This window comes from Flavobacterium sangjuense (assembly GCF_004797125.1).
Lineage (GTDB): Bacteria > Bacteroidota > Bacteroidia > Flavobacteriales > Flavobacteriaceae > Flavobacterium > Flavobacterium sangjuense.
Genome location: NZ_CP038810.1, coordinates 391914 through 412060, shown reverse-complemented (window position 1 = coordinate 412060; position 20147 = coordinate 391914). Strand labels below are relative to the sequence as shown.

Here is a 20147-nt window from a genome sequence, read left to right as displayed (position 1 = left end):
TGCTCCTAAAAAAAAAGAAACCCGAACCAAATGGCTCGGGTTTCTTTATAAGCTTTATAAAATAAGGATTATCCTAAAGCGACTCTTCTGAAACCAGTTACAGTCAAACCTGCATCAACAGATTTAATGTAAGCAGCAACGCTCATAGAGCTATCTTTAATATAATCTTGGTTTACCAAAGTATTGTCTTTAAAGAAACGACCAAGTTTACCTTTAGCGATATTTTCAATCATTGCCTCTGGTTTTCCTTCCTGACGTAATAAATCTTTAGCGATTTCAATTTCTTTAGCGATGATGTCTGCATCAACTCCAGCTTCGTCCAAAGCAATTGGAGACATAGCAGCAGCTTGCATTGCTACGTTTTTAGCAGCTTCATCAGCTCCGGCAACGTTAGCAGAAAGTGCAACAAGAACGGCAATTTTTCCAGAGTGAACATAAGAACCAACGAAAGCTCCACTCAATTTCTCAAAAGAAGCGATTTCAATTTTTTCTCCGATAACTCCAGTTTGCTCGATTAATTTCTCAGCAACAGTAATTCCGTTGAAGTCAGAAGCTAAAAATTCTTCTTTAGTAGCATAGTTTAATGCCTGATTAGCGAAATCGTTAGCCAATTTTACGAAACCTTCATTTTTCCCAACGAAGTCAGTTTCGCAGTTTAATGTAATAACAACACCAGAAGTCTTGTCAGCATTAACAGCAGCAACAGCAGCTCCTTCAGTAGATTCTCTGTCTGAACGGTTTGCAGCAACTTTTTGACCTTTTTTTCTAAGGTTTTCAATTGCTAAATCAAAATCTCCTTCAGCTTCTACTAAAGCTTTTTTACAGTCCATCATTCCTGCACCGGTAATTGTTCTTAATTTATTTACGTCTGCAGCAGTAATTGTGATTGTTGACATAATGTTTTTTTATTTTAAGTTTAAAAATTCTTTTAAAAGAAATTACGAATTACAAATTTGAAATTACGAGTGAAAACAATTCGTAATTCTTAATTCATAATTCGTAATTATTTTGTTTTACTCTTCAGTCTTAGTTTCTGTAGCTTCAGCTTCTACTTCAGGAGCAGCTTCTACTTCTACAACTGCTTCCACTTCTGGAGCAGCTTCTACAGCAACTACTTCTTCTTCTACTTCCGGAGCGTCAACATCTTCTTTATCAGAAGTTCTGTTAGCCAATCCGTCAATAACTGCAGCAGTTACTAAAGATAAAATTTTCTCAATTGATTTTGAAGCATCATCATTGGCTGGGATAACGTAATCTACTTCACGTGGATCAGAGTTAGTATCAACCATTGCGAAAACTGGAATGTTTAATTTTTGTGCTTCTTTTATTGCGATGTGTTCAGCTTTGATATCTACAACAAATAATGCAGCAGGTAATCTTGACATATCAGCGATAGAACCTAAGTTCTTCTCTAATTTTGCACGAAGACGATCTACCTGAAGACGCTCTTTTTTAGACAATGTCATAAAAGTTCCGTCTTTCTTCATTTTATCAATAGTAGCCATTTTTTTAACGGCTTTACGGATAGTAACGAAGTTTGTTAACATACCACCTGGCCATCTTTCAGTGATGTACGGCATGTTACAAGCTACAGCTTTTTCTGCAACGATATCTTTTGCTTGTTTTTTGGTAGCTACGAAAAGTATTTTTCTACCTGATGCTGCGATTTTTTTCAAAGCTTCGTTAGCTTCTTCAATTTTTGCAGCAGTTTTATATAGGTTGATAATGTGAATTCCATTACGCTCCATATATATGTAAGGAGCCATGTTTGGATCCCACTTACGAGTCATGTGTCCGAAGTGAACACCTGCTTCTAATAAATCTTTAACTTCAATTTTGTTTGCCATTGTGTAATAGTTTACGTTCCGTTTGATTAGCAATGCGTCACCTTTTTCGCTTTAAGTCTTCTGACTTTTAGACTTTGGACTGCATTTCGATGCTAAACTAATTCCCTTTTTAAAAGGAATATCGACAACTGTGTTTTAAATTCTAATTTAATTGTAAAAAATAATCTGAAAATATTAACGTTTCGAGAATTGGAATCTCTTACGTGCTTTTTTCTGACCGAATTTTTTACGTTCTACCATTCTTGGATCTCTTGTTAGTAATCCTTCTGGTTTTAGGATAGCTCTGTTTTCAGCTTCCACTTCACACATTGCTCTTGCAATTGCCATTCTCACAGCTTCTGCCTGCCCTGTAGAACCACCACCATATACATTTACTTTTACGTCAAAGTTAGTTGCGTTTTCTGTCATAGACATTGGTTGCAATACTTTGTACTGTAAAGTAGCTGTTGGGAAGTAGTTGTTAAATTCTCTTTTGTTTACGGTAATTTTTCCAGTTCCTTCTGAAACATAAACACGTGCTACTGCACATTTTCTTCTACCGATTTTGTGAATAACTCCCATTATTTAAGATCGTTAAGGTTAACTGTTTTAGGTTTTTGAGCGCCTTGTTTGTGCTCTGTACCTACAACAACATTTAAATTTCTGAAAAGTTCAGCACCTAATTTATTTTTAGGTAACATTCCTTTAACAGCTTTTTCTACTAGTAATGCAGGATTCTTTTGTTGCATAACTTTAGCAGTCAAACTTCTTTGTCCTCCTGGGTAACCTGTGTGACGGATGTACGTTTTCTCGTCAAGTTTGTTTCCTGTAAGGTTGATTTTCTCTGCGTTGATAACAATTACGTTATCTCCACAGTCGACGTGAGGTGTGTAACTTGGCTTGTATTTACCTCTTAAAAGCATCGCAACTTTTGAAGCAAAACGACCTAAGTTATGACCATCAGCATCTACAATGATCCACTCTTTTTGAGCAGTGGCTTTGGTTGTAGATTGTGTCTTGTAGCTTAATGCGTCCATAATTTTATTTTAATTAAACATTCCATTCCCAATAAAGGGAGTGCAAAAGTACAATTATTTATTAATAAAGCAAATAGCATTTTTTAAATATTTTTATAAAACGCGATTTTTTGTGTAAAATCCTTTTAATGAATGGACTTAACAAGCAAAACAGAATCGAATCATCGGATAAAAAAACATAGCATTTCCTATATTTTATGGATAACTTTGGTCCGTCAATATTATGTAGCAGAATAAATTTCACTATTTTTACATCTTAAGACAACAAAAATGAGATCGAAAGCCACATTAAAACAAATTGCAAAAGAGTTAGGAGTTTCTGTTTCTACAGTTTCTAAAGCATTGAATGGAAGCCCTGAAATAAGCGAACCAACAAAGCAACGTGTCCAGGAATATGCCAAGCTGAAAAATTACAAACCAAATGTTATTGGATTAAATTTAAAAAACAGAAGAACAAAAACGATTGGTGTTGTTATTCCTAATATATTGAATTCTTTTTTTGCCAAAGTTTTTACCGGAATTGAAAAAGTGGCCGATGCAAAAGGGTACAAGGTTATTACCTGTATATCCAATGAAAGTCTTGAAAAAGAAATTAACATACTCGAAATGTTAAGCAACGGAACTATAGACGGTTTTATTCTTTCAATTTCAAAAGAAGCCCAAAAACTACAGCAATTTGATCATTTTAAGGCAATCATTAATGATGGAACTCCAATGGTAATGTTTGATCGTATTGCCGATGAAGTTCAATGCGATAAGGTAATTGTTGACGATTATGAAAGTGCCATCAATGCTACAAATCATTTAATAAATACAGGATGCAAAAACATTGCTTTGTTTACAACCATTAAACAATTAAGCGTTGCAAATTTGCGTGCCCAGGGTTTTTATAAAGCATTTGAACAAAAAGGACTAAAGGTTAATGAGAAACTAATAATCCAGACAGATAATATTGATGAGTTTGATATCTTGGTTAAAGATTTTTTTGATAAAAATGATGTAGATGCTGTTTTTGCTTTAGATGAACACGCAGCGACTATAGCTATGAAAATGGGATTGAAAAAAGGAATGAAAATCCCGGAAGAACTTTCTGTAATTGGTTTTGCAGATGGAGTTTGGTCGCGTCGATTGACACCGAGTTTGTCAACGGTTAGCCAGCACGGACCTGAAATAGGTGAAGTAGCAACGCAACTGCTGATAGATAAATTGGAAAGCAATGAAGAAGCGCTGGTTTTTTCAACCACAACAATCAAAACAGAATTGCGTCAAAGAGATTCTACAAGGAAGCTACTTTAAATAGATAATTGGTTTCAACCAAATTTTTCTTTTCGAAAACAAGTTCAAAAGCCAGAGCGTTCCTCAATGCTATGGCTTTTATTTTTTCAATATCACAATCTTGTGACAAAATCATATAACAATCACCCGCTGCCAAATAATTGGGTAGCTGAACAAATAGTTTTTCAAAATACTCAAAGTTTTCACCACAAAACCAAGCATGTTCTTTTATGTTTTTTGGAGTTTTTGGATAATATGGTGGATTGATAATTATATAATCAAAAGTTTGATTTTTCAGATTGTCAAACAAATCAGAATAAATGATTTTTAGCTTCAGCTTATTTTTTGAAGCATTGGTTTCCAGAAAATCCAAAGCAATTTGATTCACATCCGAAGCAGTTACAGCTGCGCCATTTTTTGCTGCCAAAAGCGAAATAATGCCACTACCACAGCCAAGCTCCAAAAAGGATTTGTTTTGTAAATCTAATTTTTTGACAAAGTCCAAAAGAATATTAGTGCTGAATGTCATTTTAGGCGGAAAGACTTCAGAATGCACTTTGATGCAAATATTGTCGTAGCAAAAAGTCCTCGGCTTCCAATAATAAAATCGTAAACCAAGTTTCAAAAAAGGATGCGATATTTTTTTAATAAAATTTCTCATCTATTCTGAATAGAATCCTTCAATCTCCGGTTGGCGATACTTCCAAAGTTTATGTAAAGCCTTTATTTCATATGGATAATTATAAACTCCGGTTTTATAACGCCAACTTGCGACTGTTGTCAAAACGGTTCTTTTAAAACCACGAACCCTGAAATCGGAAACCGTTGGATAATAACCATTCAAAACGGTTTCAAAATTTTTAATGGTGTCAATCATGTAAGGTTTTAACCAAGGCGTTAGTGGATTTTTCCGCAAATCGAAGTTTTCCCAACTCGGTGAAATCCAGTTTTCCAAATGTTTAGGAAACGAAAAACCGGCATCGAGAATTTGCTTGTATAAGTCGGAACCTTCTGTTGGCACGGGACTAAAAAGATAAATGATAATCTCCGCATTCGGATTGATTTCTTTTATTTCTTTGATGAAATTGATGTCCCACAAAATTTGCTCATAGACTTCCTTCTCAGTTTTGGCAGGCATTCCAAGAACAAAAGACAATTCCGGAATGATATCGGCATTTTTCATCCGCAGGACAAAATCTTTAATCATTTGTCCGGTTTGCGTTCCGCCTTTGTTCATTTGTTTCAGGACGGCATCATTTCCGGTTTCAGCACCAAGAAAAATCATTTTGCAACCGGCTTTTCGCATCAGTTTTAGTTCATCATCACTATACATATTAATAGTATCGATGCGGCCTTCGCCCCAATAACTGATTCCATCATTCATTATTAATTCCGAAAATTCTAAAACTCTTTTTTTGGAAGTAAAGAAATTATTATCGTGGAATTCGACTGCGTCAATGTTGTATTTGTCTTTAAAATATTTGACATCTTCATAAATTCTGGTGGCTGACATTCCTTTCCATTTGGCATTATAAATTGGAACCACAGCGCAAAACGAACATGAAAAAGGACAGCCCATACTCGAATGATATGATAGGGTTTTGTTACCCATAAAGGTTTTGGCCAAATAATTTTTGACTGGATAAAACGAATTCAAATACTCATAAGGAAACTTAGGCAGCGTATCTTGGTCGAGTAAAGCTTCGACAGCGGTTTTAACGATTTCTCCTTTATCGTTTTTATAAATTAAGTTTTTGATTAAGAAGATTTTTTCTTTTTCATTATTTTCCAAAGCCTCAATTAAAGAAGGAAAAGCTACATCGCCCGGACCGTTAATAACATAATCAACAACACCAGATTCCAAGGAAACTTTATACTGATTGGCCGCAAAATAACCGCCCCAAACCGTAACGGTTTCGGGAAATAATTCTTTTATTTTTTTGGTAAACGGAATCGCCTGACGCAGTTGCGGACCAGGCATCACGGTTGAACCAAAGTATTTATAATCACCCGATTTTAAATAATTTTCAATGGTTTCCCAGGGATTTTTCTCCAAATTGCCATCCACAAAAACATACTCATATTTGCCATGAACAGCGGCTCCAACCTGCAATATCGAATTGGGAATCCGATGTTTTCCGTTAGCACTTTTTGGATTGAATATGATTATTTTGTTCGTTGGCATTTTTATTTATCTCTTAATTTCATAATTGGGTTTTCTACGAATATATAAAACAGCATTCCAACAATATTCGTAAGCAACAGCATTCCAACCAAAAACAATAATGATTCGCATTTGTTGGTTGCCTGAATGCGATCAAAAATAATGTAGAGTAAAGGTAAGTGAATCAGATAAATCGAATAAGATGACAATCCAATAAAAGTAAAGATTTTTTGTGGCTGCTCAGGAAGCTTTAAATGTATAAAATACGGCAACGCGAAACTGACAATAAAAGTGACCAACGAATAATAAACCACATTATTGAAAAAAGGCGAATATTTTTGCGCCAGAATATATGTAGCCAACAGATAAAGAGTAAAACTAACGAGCAATAATTTCAATTTGTTCTTTTTCAAAAACTCCGAAAAATGCAATTGAATGAAGTAAAACAAAACGCCATAAATGACCGCATCTATTCGGGTTAGTATTGTTTTACGGATTTCAATATCCCAACTTTCGACTCCATGAGAGTGCACAATCCAACGATTGACAAATCCAACAGCCATCCAAATAAATGCGCCAATAAGAATGGGATTGTATTCGGACTTCGGCAAAAACTTAAATAAAAATAAAATGGTTAAAGGGAAAAGCAGGCAAAACCATTCCTGAATAGTTAACGAATGGGTATGGGGCAAAAAATGAAAATCACCACGATGCAAATTTTGAAGAAACACCAGAAATTTCCAGGAAAAATCCTTTGGGTAATACCATCCAATGTTTGATAAAAACAAGCAGATAGCAATGACTATATAATACATCGGAAGGATCTTAAAACTCCTTCTTTTGTAAAAAGTGAGCATGTCCGAAAAAGTTATTTTGTTGGTTTCACGGTACCGTTTTTCAATTATTCCCGCAATCAAAAAACCACTTAAGATACAGAACAAATCAAGTGCGTAATGAGACATTATCCACATTATCCGAAACTCAGGAAAATAGGCATCCGTAAACATAAAAGAATGCTGCGTTAACACGAAGAAAAGGCACAGGGTTCGAAGTACATCGAGTCCGGGAATTCTTTTATGCATCGTGGTGTCCATCAGGGTTTCGTTTTTTGTAAGCTATAAATTTATAAATTTGATAATTAATCCAATCACTTCTTTTGTACAATGAATAAAACAAACGATTTAGTTCAAATCTTAAAGAGGAAAAACATTGAATCTTTGTTTTTTATCGATGTTGGCGCCAAAGACAAGCTTGATTTTTTGGAAGACTTGTCGACAATAACCAATATTATCGGCTTCGAACCCAATCCAATCGAATTGGAAATACTTAAAGAAAAATACATTCAACATAATTTTAAGTCATTAGCTTTAATTGGTGATTGTTTGTCGGATTGTGAAGGCGAAGTTTCCTTTAATGTTACAAAGCACAGCTCTATGAGCAGTCTGCTTGAAACAGATTTGGGCAACTATCAAAAGCATTTTGGTTTATATAAAAACTTTGACAATTGGAAGTCAAACATTGCCATTGAAAATGTAATTAAGACTTCGGCGGTTACACTGGATAATTTCATAAAAGACAAAGATGAGACAATTGATTATTTAAAAATTGACACGCAAGGTTCAGAATTGAAAATTTTGCATGGTGCAGAAAAGTTGCTCAACGAAAAACGAATAAATATTCTAAAAGTTGAAGTGTCAACCATAGCAGTTTATCAAAATCAGGTGTTGTTTTCGGATATCGACATCTATTTAAGGGATAAAGGTTATGTACTGGTTGATTTTATTACTTACAGAGAAAATTACACTCCGGTTTTGGCTAATAGTCATGATAAAAATTGTCATTATGCACCTTGCGGCGATGCTATTTATGTTCTGGATTCTGAATTTTTAAGCAATGAAAACAAAATAAAATCAGGTTTTCTCTTACTTTGGTTAGGTTACTATAGTTTAGGTTCCTACTTACTCAATACTTCCAGTTTATCAATGGAAGAGCAAAAGGTTTTTACGAATCATAATTTTATTTCTTTTAGAAAAAAAATTAAACAACTCATCATCAATCTGTGTCCGCCAATGGTGTTGCAATGGGTTAAAAAACTTTAAGTTGGTTCATATTGGTTTTGATTTAGATGGTTTAAAAAATGGATGTGATACAAATTGGCCGCATTTTCATTTACAACAATCGTGTTGATGGTTTTCCCAAAGAGCAACATATGGCTTCCTAAATTCAGCGTTTTTAAAATTTCGATTTCGTCATATTGTATGACCGATTCGGGAATAGGAAATTGATATGAATTAGTTTCCAAAATTGAAAAGGGCAAGGCGTCAACACTTGGCGGATTTCCGGAATGATGCTTGGCCAATTGATAAATTTCCTCCTTTAAAGTCGATGGAAATTCCGCCACAACGATTTTCTTTTCTTCTATAATTTTATCGAGTGTGTTGTTGGTATGCCGTAATCCAAAAACAAAATAATTCGTGTTCGGAATATTGCCAGCCAAATCCATCGGGAAAATATTGAAATAATCGTCTTTTTTAAAGGAAACCAACCGCACTTTTCGCGGATAACTAAAAGCAGCCGCAAGGTTTTTGAATAGAATGTACGACAGGTTTGGCTTTTTATAATACAGTTCGTAAATCAGTTTTGTTTTAAACGGACTTATATAAAACAAGTTGCTTTCTTCAACGGTAAACAAAAGCAAAATGCCTTCTTTTTCAGTGATGCTTTCGGTTAGATTTAATTCTACGATTGCTAGTGTTTTATTTTGACCCGACTTGAAATACAATTTTCCCTTGGTTTTTTTATCAAAATTTGGTACATTTTCAAACCAAATTCCAAAAACCATAGGTTCCAATGAGAGCAACCAATGCCTTTGGGAAACATCGATTTGTTTTCCGTCAACCTCAAAGAATACCCTTTCTTTTATCTCATTTTCATCAATCGAGACAGCCGGATATTCTTTAAAGAAAGTATTTCCAAATAGTAATATGTTGAGCAGTTTTTTCATTTTTTTGTCAAATGGATTAATGAAAAACCTTCTTCTTTTAACAACTCACAACTTTGGAATTCAAAATATTCTGCAGTCGCTTTCCGAATTGATTTCACCGAATGAAGATAAACCAATTGTTTTTCACCCTGAAAAGCCACTTTTACGTTCATAGGCTTAGCTCCGTTTAGCGATTTTAGTGCTCCGAAAAAGTTCATTTGCATTCTTTTTTTCAGATTGTAATGTAAAACCAGCAACACAATTTCAGCCTTTTCAGCGGTTATCAAAGTCAATTTCTTAAAGAATAAATCCAGATCTAAAATACAATTCAGCACAGCAAAATTGGCTATTACACCATTGACTTTCTCTTGAAACGGAAGCGTTTCATCCCAACTTGTAAAATCGGTTTGACTGTTTTCCAAAAACACAATTCCGGCTTCCGGGAATTTGTCCATCGCCATCTTTCGCATACCGGATGAAGGTTCGCAAAAAATCACTTTGTAATGATGTTCCAATAACCATTTTAAATCTTCTCCCGTTCCTCCTCCAAAATCTAAAACAGTGCCTTCTTTCAAAAAGGAAGTTAATTTCTCAGCTACTTTTTTACGCAGAAAATCCTCTTGGGTATTATGGCTCAGCATGGCATCATAATCCGCTGCTATTTTATCATAATAGCGGTTATTTTGTTTGCTGATATGTTTTTGATTGGGCTTCATTTCGCGTTATGCTTTTTGAGTTTGAGTTGAAAAATGGGTGAGATATTGATAGGCTGTAAATAGATGAGCAATAGCCGAACCCATCAAAGCACCTTTTAATCCATAACCAAGATAAAGCAAAAGAATAGAAGCTAAACTGTTAATTACGATGGCTATAATTCCGGTCTTTAGAATAAAACCCTGCTTGTTTTCTTTATATAAAATCAATATTTTGACCGTGTATAAATAGGGTGGGAAAGTGATTAAAAACCCCAATAAATAGTAATGGTAATCAAGGCTAATGTTATAAACATAATGCATAATCAAAAACAAAACCGCCAAACAGAAGCACACTACCAAAGGCGAGATGACAGCAATAAACCGTTGAAAAACACTCACTGAACTCTTTTGCAATCGATAGATGTTCTTCATATAAGGAAAAATTAAAAAGGTTCCCAAAGCATGAATCAATATGAAAAAAGTGGTGATGATTTGGTAAACCGCTACGTTCTGATCAGATTCGAAAAAAGTGATTATTACAAAATCCATTCGCGATTGAAGAAATCCAACCAAACCCAGCAAAAAGAAGGAAACAGCAGTGACAAAATATTTTTTGTCTATGGCAAAATGAAGTTTTTTTAATTCCGAAGCATAAAGAATGATATATAAAATAGCACGCATCAATTGGTAATAGGAATAATATTCGATAAGCTTGTCACTATTTATTTTATTATAAAAAAGCAACAAAACCAGCCCTGAAAACGACAGTATTTCCAGGAGAATTGATTTGGCATAATCTCTTTTGTAAATCCAAAAAACTTCAAGTGATTGTGAAATATAAACGCTGATTATCCAAAGGGCAAAAAACCAGAAACAGCTGATTGGGAAAACAAACAAAGCCGCTACAACGGCAAGGACTAATAGCGGCAAGCGCGAATTAAAAACCAGATAGAAATTCTCTATTATTTTGTTTGGCGCTTTACTGAATTCCCGAATCAAGAATTCCTTATTTCCCCAGCTGATGATTGTAATTAGGATATTGACATAAATAAAATAGGCGGCAAATTCGCCCCATAATTCTTTTGAATCCCATTTGAATATAATGACCGACAGAATCAGGGTTAGCACCTGACCCAATACTTGCTTGAGGATGTTGATCAAAACAAGTTTTATCCTGTCGAATGTCTTTTTTAGATTCATTTCAATTCCATTTTTCTTAAGGTATAAAACCCAATGCCTCTACCATAATCTGAAAGATATAACACTGTTTTATTGTCAATTAACATTGGTTTCAACTTATGGCTTTTGTCAAACGTAAGCTGTTGGTTACGGTAAAAAACCTGATTGTTTTTCAAACTCAGCGATTCAACATTTTGAATAGGAGTGTTCCATAATACTACCTTATCTTGTCCATCCCAAAAATAACCGGTTAGCTGTTTGTTTTCGATTTCGTAATCATATACTAATATTGGTCCGTCTTTAAGCAGTATAGTCGATTTAACAACGTTATTCTTTTTGAAAATCAACACTAAAATCATTGGAAGTAAAGAACAGGCAACCACAATTTTCCAATTGATTTTTTGCTGAAATTCGAACAAAAACAAGGCAAACAGCAGCAACAACAAGAACAATCTTGGATATGAAAAAGGAAACGCTTTCTCAATAAAAAATGATAAAGAAAGATTGCTTATTAAAAACAAGACGATAAATAGGATAATTTTTTTGACATTTGAAATCTCGCTTTTTAGCAAAGCCAGAAAAGGGAATATCAGCAAAATAATTGTATAAGTACTTCCGTATGGCGAAAGTAAAATCATTGCCAAAATCCAATAGGAAAAAGCAAATAACGCATTTGAAGTTTTTTTGGAAATAAAATAACCAATACCTAAAATTCCTATTTTGAAAGCCAGCATCAGAGCAGAAAATAAAACAGGATAATTAAAACTGGAGTACTGATTATCCGTAGCATCGAACACCAAAAGTTCTTTCAGGAACATAAAAACCGACTGATAATTGGGCACAAAAGCCGTAGCAATCTCTCCGTTGGAAGCTTTTGGCAAAACTTCTTTGAGATAAAAAATCCAAATATCAGTTCCAGTAAAGAGTAAAGAAATTCCAAAAAGTAAAATACAGGAACCCGCTAAATAGAGTAAGGCTTTCCATTGTTTTTTAAACACAAAAAGAACAATAAGCAATACGGGAAAGACCTTGAGTAAAACTGCCAAACTCCAAAAGAATGCCATCGATTTCCAACGCTTTTTTTCATACGAAAACCAACCTTCTGTCAACAGGAAAAACAATAAGAAATAAACTTGCCCAAACAGCAAATTGTTTTTTATCGGAACCAAAAATAAGACTGGAATCAGCAACGCATATTTCAGATTTATTTTATAATGCGAAAACAATCTGTAAATGCTAAATACAAACAAACTTATCGAAATACAATTGAAAAACAGTTTCGCAGCTTCGACATAAATAAAGGACAAAGGCGAAAAAAAGAATGCCAAAAATGGTGTGTTCGGAGCATAACTCGCAAAAATATTGTGATGTCCTAAATCAGAAATGGCTTTGTTGAATTCGTATGGAAAATAAATATCGGAAGTGAAATGTCCTTCAGCCAAAAACTTTCCGCCAAAGTAATAATTGCTAAAATCGTGAATTGGAAATTCCAAAGATTTATATCCATAGAAAACACAAAGCAAAAGCAAAGGAAGCAAAGGATAATATTTCAGAATGACATTTTTCATAAATTCTTAAAAACAGGAAACGAACCCAATTTAATTTTCTGTAAAAAATATGAAATAGAAACTCTCAAAACGCCTAAGCCATAGGTTATACTTCTACTAAAATTAATAGAACTAGCTTCTTCAAAATAATTTGCCGGGCAGGATATCTCACCAATTTTTGCATTCAAAAAGCAACATTGTGCAATGATTTCATTGTCAAAAACAAAATCATCCGAGTTGTTTTCGAAGTCAATTTTCTGTAACAATTGCGCATCGAAACAGCGATAACCCGTATGATATTCGGATAGTTTTTGATTCATCAAAACATTCTGAATGAAAGTCAAAATCCTATTCGAAATGTATTTATACAAAGGCATTCCGCCTTTCAGCGCTCCTTTACTTAAAATTCGGGAACCCAAAACAACATCGTACAAATCGTTTGCAACCAACGAGCACATCGCCGGAATTAGCTTTGGTGTATATTGATAATCCGGATGAAGCATTACGATAATATCGGCATTGAGTTCAAACGCTTTTTGGTAACACGATTTCTGATTCGCGCCATAGCCTTTGTTTTTATCATGGGCAATGATGTTTTTGATGCCGATTTTTTTCGCAACTTCTATCGTTTCGTCATTACTAAAATCATCAGTCAAAATCAAATCATCAACAACGTCAAACGGAATTTCTTCAAAGGTTTTTTGAAGTGTTTTCCCGGCGTTGTAAGCAGGAAGTACAACGATTATTTTTTTGTTGTTAATCATTTAAATGGTTTACCTCTATAGTTGATTCTTCTCTAACATGACTCGAAACGGATAATCCCTGAAAAGGCGCTAAAGTTTCGACATCTTCCCGATTGTATAAAGTTCCCAAAAACGGAAATTCAGCATATACATGCGTTGGCAATCCGGAAAGCAAATTTTGAACTTGTACTATGGATAAATTCCATTCTAAACTCAACCGTTCTGCCGATGGTTCCATAAATGAAATATAGAGTAACTCGGTTAAGGTGTGTTGTTGAGTTTGTGAAAAATCAACACCATTGGTTAAGGCTAATTTTTGGTTCCGATGGCTTTCCCGGTAACCCAATAATGTAGTTCCCAAATCGGCAGCGCTCAAAAATCCTGCATAATCATTGTTCGGATAAAATAACGGCTGAATGGTTGACTCATGGCACCACATACATTTGGCTGGTTTTCCGGCGTTAGAATGAGATGAATCAGCATTGTTTTTTCGGTTGCCTTCAATGTCAAAAATACCAAACCGCAATTGACCATTTGGCAGTAATTCGATGGTTTCGTATTCATAAATCTCACCCGTAACCGGATCAACTTCTTCGGAAAGAAACACTTGATTGAAACCATTTTGCTCCGAAAACTGAATGATGCGGTGTTCCAATGAAACGCCCGAATTGTTAACATAGCCTTTTTGAGGTAAAAGCGTGTATTGATTCATAACTTCCGTAAGTGTTTTTGGCGTTCCAATGATTTTGTAATAATGCTCGGAAGCGCCAATCAGCTGCGTGACAAATCTTCCTAAATCAACAGCATTATTGGTTTGATACTCGGGAGAGGCTTTTATTTTTTCTGCTAATCTTAAAAGATTTTGTTGTGCGATTTCGGTAAAACCTAATTTTTTAATATTAATTGTAATCGTAGTTTCAGTATTTGAAAATCCGCTGTTAGAGCTTGGTAAGGTAGCGCCAACATAAGAAAGTGCCCATTTCAAACCGATTAAAGATTTGTCAATCGTGTCATCAGAATAGGCTTTGTTCCATTTGAGATTGATGGTGGTTTTGGTTTCGATTAAATCAGAATAAGAATCTCTTTCACAGGAAACGGACAATATGAAAAAGAAAAACAAAAGTATTTTTTTCATGATTTATTTGTTTAATTTCATTAACCCTGTTGCTAAAATAGATTTGGTTTTTAACTTCAAAGCTTTTAAACTCGTTTTCGAAATGGTTTTATGAAATTCGACTTCATTCACCACTTTGCTCACGGCATATTTGTAATATTTTCGGGAATACGTTCGCTCAAAATCGATGTCGCGGTCGGTGGAAGTTTCCCATTCCGGCTGGCTTGTAATTTTAGATTCAATTTCATCATATAATGAAGTTCCTTTAATAGGATATGCCACTGTTATCGTATACAAAGTCGGATTAGCATCTTTTAAATACTGAATCGTTTCTGTAATGTCTTCTTCGGTTTCTCCCGGATAACCAAGCATGATGAATGTTCCTGTTTCAATTCCCATAGCATTCGTGTCCTGAATTATTTTCTTCACCTGATTTACATCAACACGTCTGTCCATTGCATCAATGATGGTTTGTGAACCGCTTTCGGCACCAATCCAGATTCGGAAACAACCAATATCTTTTAGCAGTTGCAGAATTTCTTCATTCAACCGTTCGGCTCTTGTGATACATTCAAAAGGAATCACAGCATCCTGTTTCAACACTTCGTCTCTGAAAGCGATTAACCATTTATGACTTACTGTAAAAACATCATCCACAAACCAAAGCGCATCAGGATTGTATTGTTCTTTCAGCATTTTCATTTCTTCCGCCACTTGATTTGCAGGGCGACGGCGATAACTTTGTCCATAAACCGCCGTGCTGCACCATTTGCAGGTATAAGGACAACCACGCTGGGTAGAAATTGTCATCGAACTTTGTCCGTGATTGGTTTTCCAGGTTTCCAAATAGTTGTGCATGTTAATGGCTTCGCGATTTGGCAACGGCAATTCATCCAGTTCTTTGAATTTGGTTCGCGCTGTAGTTTGTATGATTTGATTGTTTTCCAAAAAAGCGATGCCGTCAACCTGATGAAAAGCGGCATTTGCCATAATCGCATCATACAATTCAAACGTGGTTTCTTCGCCTTCGCCAATGACTAAAAAATCAGCACCGGCTTTTAAATAATTGGCAATATTGTATGTAACATCCGGTCCGCCAAGAATGATTTTTGGGAAACCAAAAGTTTCGCTTTTCAGAATTTTAATCAGTTTGATGACTTCAATTTTAGTCATCAGATTGGTGTAAATGCAAATGACTTTTGGATTTTTTTCAGCTATAAAATCGAGTTGTTCTTTTTGGGAAGAAAATGTCGTGTCAAAAACATCATTAGCAATATTTTTGCTTTTCAAATAGCCCGAAACATAAAGTAACCCTAACGGTGGATAGGGTTTCATTATCTTTTGCTCCTTTGGATCATCAGATAAATAATAGGCATGTGTAAAAAGCAAACTCATCTTTTTTGCAATATTATGATGTAATGATCGGCATATTTTGACAGGAAAGACCAGTTTTTAATTCTATTTTCAAATGAATTTAAAAACCCTAATAATCCTTTTTTGTTTTTGAAAAATAACTCCAAATAGGATGGCGGTACAAAAAAACCAATTGGTTTTTGGTCAACCAGTTCAAAATAATGCTTTGCTAAATTTACGATATCTTTTGGGTTGTAGTAATATGTTGGTACTTTTTCTCCATCGACATCGGCTAAAACGAATTCTTTTTTTCGTCTGAATATTGATGAAAATTGGGCTTTCGCCAAAAAGTAAAATTGCTCCCAAAGAGTATGCTTCGGCATAATTACCAAAGCCAATTTTCCTTTTTCAGAAAGTATCGAATTGCTATTCGCAAAGAATTTTTCCAATTCCGATTTCGACAAACAATTCAAACCACCAAAATTGGAAAAAATCAAATCAAATTTTTCGCCTTCAAAAATGGAAGAAATTGAATTTATATCGGCCGTTTTGAAGTTGAGGTTTGCTTTACTTTTAGCGACTTCAATCATTTTTGGCGAAATATCTGTAGCTGTAATTTTGTAATTTTGTTTGGCAAACCAAATCGCATCTTCACCAGTTCCGCAATTGATTTCTAAAACATTTTGAATTGAATCTAACTGTTTTGAAAGCTGATTGTACACCAAGTTTCGTTGCATTTTCCCAATTTCAGAATTGGTAAATGTTGCGTCATAATTGAGTGCTGCTTTGTCAAAACGGTTCTCCATATTTATGCCTTGCTAATTAAAGTGCCTCTTTGAAATTTTACCAAATCCTCTTTTTGAGGTAATGTTCGATATTTTCTCAGGATATCGTTGTGAATCAGATTCAAATCTAAATCTTTCCTTTCTCGATAATTTTCTCCAATAAAATCGACAACATTCAATTCGTGTTTATCACAAAGTTCTAAATAAAACAGATAAGAAAGTCTATTAGTGTATGCTATAGGATTCCCAGACCAGGAATTCCAGTAACTATCGGAATATTTTAAAAAATTAAATTCAGAAATGCTTCTGTCCTGAAAAAATCCCGGATTGGCAAAATGGTCAATAAAATTTATGGTGTGTACGCAAAATCCATCTTTGGACAGCCATTTCTTAGTCTTTTCAAATAGGGTTTCCAAAATTTTTGGTGGAACATGTTCAAGCACAACCAAAGAAGTTATATAATCAAATGCAGCCGATTCGTTTTCAATGGCTTCAAAAGTATAGGGAGCGACATAAGTTATATTTAACAAATCAAAAAGCGCTGAGAATGATTTTGCCTCTTTAATCAGTTTGATTTTATGTTTAATAACATCCACGGGGAAAATACTTTTGGCAACAATTTTTTCTAAGTTTTCCGGGTTTTCAAGATGTTGAACTTGTTTTTTAAAAGTCGAAAATTTTAAATCATTAGTGATGTCAACGGTAATTATTTTTTGGAAACCTAATAATGATAAAACAACTGTAGAAATTAATGAATATCCCGTCCCAATTTCCAGAGCGGTTTTAGGGCTTGATAAATCAATATTACTATAACTGAATTGTCTGATGCATTCATGGGTTTGATACAAAACAACATTTGAATGGTATTTTTTGTCAAGTGTAGCTGGAATATGATTCAAGCGGTCGCCAATTTTTGTCAGCGCCAGTAGTTTTTGCAATCCAGCCTTTATTTTCCAATTCATACTATTTATTTAGTCATTAGAAATTTTAAAAAAAAGCGATCAAAAAATGCACTCGGAATGTAATAACCTAATTTGGCAACGGATTTTAAGTGAGCAACAGAAAAATTTAACGGATTCGAAATTGCCAGTTTCAAATTCTGAAATCCTTGTTGTTTTCTGAATTCTTTATGAACGAAGCGTTGTAGTTTTCGGTAGTAATTGGAGTTGTAAGTTCCGTTAAACATCATGTCAAAATCGTCAGAATCGGTCCAATTCGATTTTAGTTTTAAATCGTCTTTGACTTTATCGTAAAACTTGGTTCCCGGCAACGGATAGGAAACAGAAATCCCAATATTATCCGGCATTAGCTCTTTAACCATTGCAATGGTTTTGGCAATGTCTTCCTGATTTTCGTCTAAATAACCAAATTGCAAAAAGAAAGCAACCCTGATTTTTTTAGATTTTAAAATAGCAGTTGCCTGATAAATTTGTTCAACCGTTGTGCCTTTATCCATAGCATCCAGAATTTTCTGCGAAGCACTTTCGGCACCAACCCAAACTTCTTCCAAACCGGATTCAGCCAGGCAATCAATGGTATCTTCTTTCAATAATAAATCAACGCGGCTTTGGATATAATAGCTTATTTTTAGATTTTGTTCTTTTAATTTGGCGTTGAATTCCTGAACCCAATTTGGCTTTAAGCCAAAAATATCATCACACATCCAAAAACGTGTCACACCAAAATTGGCTTTCAAAAAAGCAATTTCACTAACAATATATTCCGGTGAATGTGCGTTGTAACGATTGCCATAAATGGGTTTGGCGCACCAGTTACATTTATACGGACAACCGCGAGTGGTGGCAATATTTAATGTGAATTCCTGTCCGCTTTGTTTCCAGATTTTGCGATAACTTTCGATATCAACCAAATCCCAAGCCGGTAAAGGAAATTCATCTAAAACTTGCTGAACGTCTCTTTTTTTATTGACCTGAATAGCATCATTTTTTTGGAAAACTATTCCTTGTAGGTCATCAAAGTTCTTGTTTTCTTCAATTGATTTTAGAAGCTCTAAAAGTGTGATTTCGCCTTCGCCCTGCAAAATAAAATCAGCGCCTTTTTCAATATACTCTTTGTAATGATCGGTAGAATCTGAACTGCAGACAATAACGGTGCAATTGTGGTTTTTGCCATATCGTATCATTTCAAAACAGGCTTCACGCATATTCGTCAGGCACATTTTGGTCAGATAATTAAACCCATCGTCAAAAATTACAAGATAATTCGGTTTTGTTTTGTGTAAAATAGGTTGGATTGATTTTGGTGAATCCAATAAATTGGTGTCAAAAAGGGAAACTTCAAAACCATTTTTTCGCAATAAAGAAGCCGCATACAAAGTTCCCAAAGGAGGAAAAGGGTTTTTGTTTTTCCATTGTTTTGGGTCAAGTTTGTAATAATAGGAATGCGAAAAAAGAATATTAGACATGCTCTCTTTGTAAAACTACATTATACTTTGACTGAACTTCTTCAAGTTTTGTATTCAAAGATAAGATAACTTTTTTTTGAAAGTTTGATGGATGGTGTTTTGAAACTGATTTGGTTGTTTTGAGTGCGATTTTGAAATCTTCTTCATTCATGTAATGAAATTTGGACTTCCATTTTTTTAAAGTAATCATTTTGAATACACCATCAGTTATAGTCCCAATTTTAGTATCAAAAGCGAATTCAATTAAACGTGAAAAACCCGGTTTGTTTGTGTTTGTAATAGTGTCAATTTGAGGTTCAAACTTTGAAAAATAGTCATTTACCCATTTGTTATTTTGATAAAATTCTTCGAAAATAGTCTTGCCATGCATCGGAATCAAAGTCTTTAATTCGGTAGCAGTAAACCTATTTTTCTCTTGAATTTCCATTTGATTGGATGAGATGAAGTAATTAACGCAAAAATATTTTCGGGAGTTGAGCAGGAATATCTTTTTGTAAAGCATTAATAAGGTTCTGCAAATCCACAATTTATTTGGTTTTGTAATGACAAAAAAGTCAATATCACTTTCGTTATCATAATATTCTTTTGACAACGAACCCGAAATCCCAACCGCTTCAACATAAGGAAATTTGGCAATCAATTTCGCTCTTTGTTGCGCTTTTACGATTGCTTTTTTAGCGTGGAGGTTTCCTCTTAGTCTTTTGATAACGGAATCCAAATCGCTTCCATACACATAAAATTCATCCACCCTGATTAGAATTTTTTCATCTATCAAGTGCTGTAGTTCTTTTTCTGTTTCTGAGATATCTACATAGTTTGTGTAACCATGTATTTCTTCAATTTTAAGAGGATATCTAAAAATAGAAAAATACAAAATGGTCTTTAGTGTTTCCAAAGTCATAGCATTTTTTACATCTTAAAAGTAATAAAAATTTTGATGCAAAATTTCGATTGGTTGCTATGTTTACCCTTTGTCTACCTAAAAGGGATTTTAAAACAAGGGTTTTAATTTCATTAATGG

20 protein-coding genes are annotated in these 20147 nt (G+C 34.4%); 2 read left to right on the top strand and 18 right to left on the bottom strand.

The annotated features are described in order from the left end of the window. Nucleotides 1-68: 68 nt before the first annotated feature. From tsf to rplM, 4 genes are all read right to left on the bottom strand, one after another. Nucleotides 69-896, bottom strand: a complete 828-nt coding sequence (tsf, locus tag GS03_RS01750) for a translation elongation factor Ts (RefSeq protein ID WP_136150857.1) — start codon at nucleotides 894-896, stop codon at nucleotides 69-71. Nucleotides 897-1013: 117 nt separating this feature from the next. Continuing rightward, complete coding sequence (gene rpsB, locus GS03_RS01745) at nucleotides 1014-1847, bottom strand: 30S ribosomal protein S2 (protein ID WP_136153038.1); 834 nt, start codon at nucleotides 1845-1847, stop codon at nucleotides 1014-1016. Nucleotides 1848-2021: 174 nt separating this feature from the next. Continuing rightward, the gene (rpsI, locus tag GS03_RS01740; RefSeq protein ID WP_136150856.1) at nucleotides 2022-2408 is read right to left on the bottom strand and encodes a 30S ribosomal protein S9; all 387 of its coding nucleotides are present in this window, start codon (nucleotides 2406-2408) and stop codon (nucleotides 2022-2024) included. Beyond that, nucleotides 2408-2863, bottom strand: a complete 456-nt coding sequence (rplM, locus tag GS03_RS01735; RefSeq protein ID WP_136150855.1) for a 50S ribosomal protein L13 — start codon at nucleotides 2861-2863, stop codon at nucleotides 2408-2410. Before rplM ends, rpsI begins: the two co-directional genes overlap by 1 nt. A 270-nt stretch (nucleotides 2864-3133) precedes the next feature. On the opposite strand from rplM, the gene GS03_RS01730 reads away from it, so the two are divergent. After that, on the top strand, nucleotides 3134-4159 hold the full coding sequence (locus tag GS03_RS01730; protein WP_136150854.1) for a LacI family DNA-binding transcriptional regulator: 1026 nt from the start codon (nucleotides 3134-3136) through the stop codon (nucleotides 4157-4159). Here the strand turns inward: GS03_RS01730 and GS03_RS01725 are convergent. The 3 genes from GS03_RS01725 to GS03_RS01715 form a co-directional block, all read right to left on the bottom strand. Beyond that, complete coding sequence (locus GS03_RS01725; RefSeq protein WP_246034124.1) at nucleotides 4140-4667, bottom strand: methyltransferase; 528 nt, start codon at nucleotides 4665-4667, stop codon at nucleotides 4140-4142. The genes GS03_RS01730 and GS03_RS01725 overlap by 20 nt on opposite strands. A 132-nt stretch (nucleotides 4668-4799) precedes the next feature. Next, nucleotides 4800-6323, bottom strand: a complete 1524-nt coding sequence (locus GS03_RS01720; protein ID WP_136150852.1) for a B12-binding domain-containing radical SAM protein — start codon at nucleotides 6321-6323, stop codon at nucleotides 4800-4802. Nucleotides 6324-6325: 2 nt separating this feature from the next. Beyond that, the gene (locus GS03_RS01715; RefSeq protein WP_246034211.1) at nucleotides 6326-7309 is read right to left on the bottom strand and encodes an acyltransferase family protein; all 984 of its coding nucleotides are present in this window, start codon (nucleotides 7307-7309) and stop codon (nucleotides 6326-6328) included. A 156-nt stretch (nucleotides 7310-7465) separates the two neighbouring features. Here GS03_RS01715 and GS03_RS01710 point away from each other — a divergent pair, with 156 nt between their 5' ends. Next, nucleotides 7466-8401, top strand: a complete 936-nt coding sequence (locus GS03_RS01710) for an FkbM family methyltransferase (RefSeq protein WP_136150850.1) — start codon at nucleotides 7466-7468, stop codon at nucleotides 8399-8401. On the opposite strand, the gene GS03_RS01705 is transcribed toward GS03_RS01710, so the two are convergent. The 11 genes from GS03_RS01705 to GS03_RS01655 are packed head-to-tail and all read right to left on the bottom strand — an operon-like array spanning nucleotide 8398 to nucleotide 20021. Beyond that, complete coding sequence (locus GS03_RS01705; protein WP_136150849.1) at nucleotides 8398-9306, bottom strand: hypothetical protein; 909 nt, start codon at nucleotides 9304-9306, stop codon at nucleotides 8398-8400. The genes GS03_RS01710 and GS03_RS01705 overlap by 4 nt on opposite strands. Further along, entirely contained in the window at nucleotides 9303-10001 is a 699-nt protein-coding gene (locus GS03_RS01700) for a class I SAM-dependent methyltransferase (RefSeq protein WP_136150848.1), read from the bottom strand. The genes GS03_RS01705 and GS03_RS01700 overlap by 4 nt, the downstream gene beginning before the upstream one ends. A gap of 6 nt (nucleotides 10002-10007) precedes the next feature. Next, complete coding sequence (locus GS03_RS01695) at nucleotides 10008-11180, bottom strand: polysaccharide biosynthesis protein (RefSeq protein WP_136150847.1); 1173 nt, start codon at nucleotides 11178-11180, stop codon at nucleotides 10008-10010. Next, nucleotides 11177-12727 carry a glycosyltransferase family 87 protein gene (locus tag GS03_RS01690; protein ID WP_136150846.1) on the bottom strand — a complete coding sequence of 517 codons (1551 nt, stop codon included), beginning with the start codon at nucleotides 12725-12727 and terminating at the stop codon, nucleotides 11177-11179. The genes GS03_RS01695 and GS03_RS01690 overlap by 4 nt, the downstream gene beginning before the upstream one ends. Further along, on the bottom strand, nucleotides 12724-13470 hold the full coding sequence (locus tag GS03_RS01685; RefSeq protein ID WP_136150845.1) for a glycosyltransferase family 2 protein: 747 nt from the start codon (nucleotides 13468-13470) through the stop codon (nucleotides 12724-12726). Before GS03_RS01685 ends, GS03_RS01690 begins: the two co-directional genes overlap by 4 nt. After that, on the bottom strand, nucleotides 13463-14584 hold the full coding sequence (locus tag GS03_RS01680; RefSeq protein WP_136150844.1) for a hypothetical protein: 1122 nt from the start codon (nucleotides 14582-14584) through the stop codon (nucleotides 13463-13465). Before GS03_RS01680 ends, GS03_RS01685 begins: the two co-directional genes overlap by 8 nt. Nucleotides 14585-14587: 3 nt before the next feature. Then, the gene (locus GS03_RS01675) at nucleotides 14588-15958 is read right to left on the bottom strand and encodes a B12-binding domain-containing radical SAM protein (protein ID WP_136150843.1); all 1371 of its coding nucleotides are present in this window, start codon (nucleotides 15956-15958) and stop codon (nucleotides 14588-14590) included. Beyond that, nucleotides 15955-16722 (bottom strand): class I SAM-dependent methyltransferase, encoded by a 768-nt coding sequence (locus GS03_RS01670; protein ID WP_136150842.1) that lies wholly within the window; start codon nucleotides 16720-16722, stop codon nucleotides 15955-15957. Before GS03_RS01670 ends, GS03_RS01675 begins: the two co-directional genes overlap by 4 nt. A gap of 2 nt (nucleotides 16723-16724) precedes the next feature. Beyond that, nucleotides 16725-17663, bottom strand: coding sequence for a methyltransferase domain-containing protein (locus tag GS03_RS01665; protein ID WP_136150841.1), 939 nt, complete (start codon nucleotides 17661-17663; stop codon nucleotides 16725-16727). Nucleotides 17664-17668: 5 nt separating this feature from the next. After that, a complete protein-coding gene (locus GS03_RS01660) occupies nucleotides 17669-19126 on the bottom strand; it encodes a B12-binding domain-containing radical SAM protein (protein ID WP_136150840.1) in 1458 nt (485 codons plus the stop codon). Continuing rightward, entirely contained in the window at nucleotides 19119-20021 is a 903-nt protein-coding gene (locus GS03_RS01655; protein WP_136150839.1) for a nucleotidyltransferase domain-containing protein, read from the bottom strand. Before GS03_RS01655 ends, GS03_RS01660 begins: the two co-directional genes overlap by 8 nt. Between the last annotated feature and the right edge of the window lie 126 nt (nucleotides 20022-20147).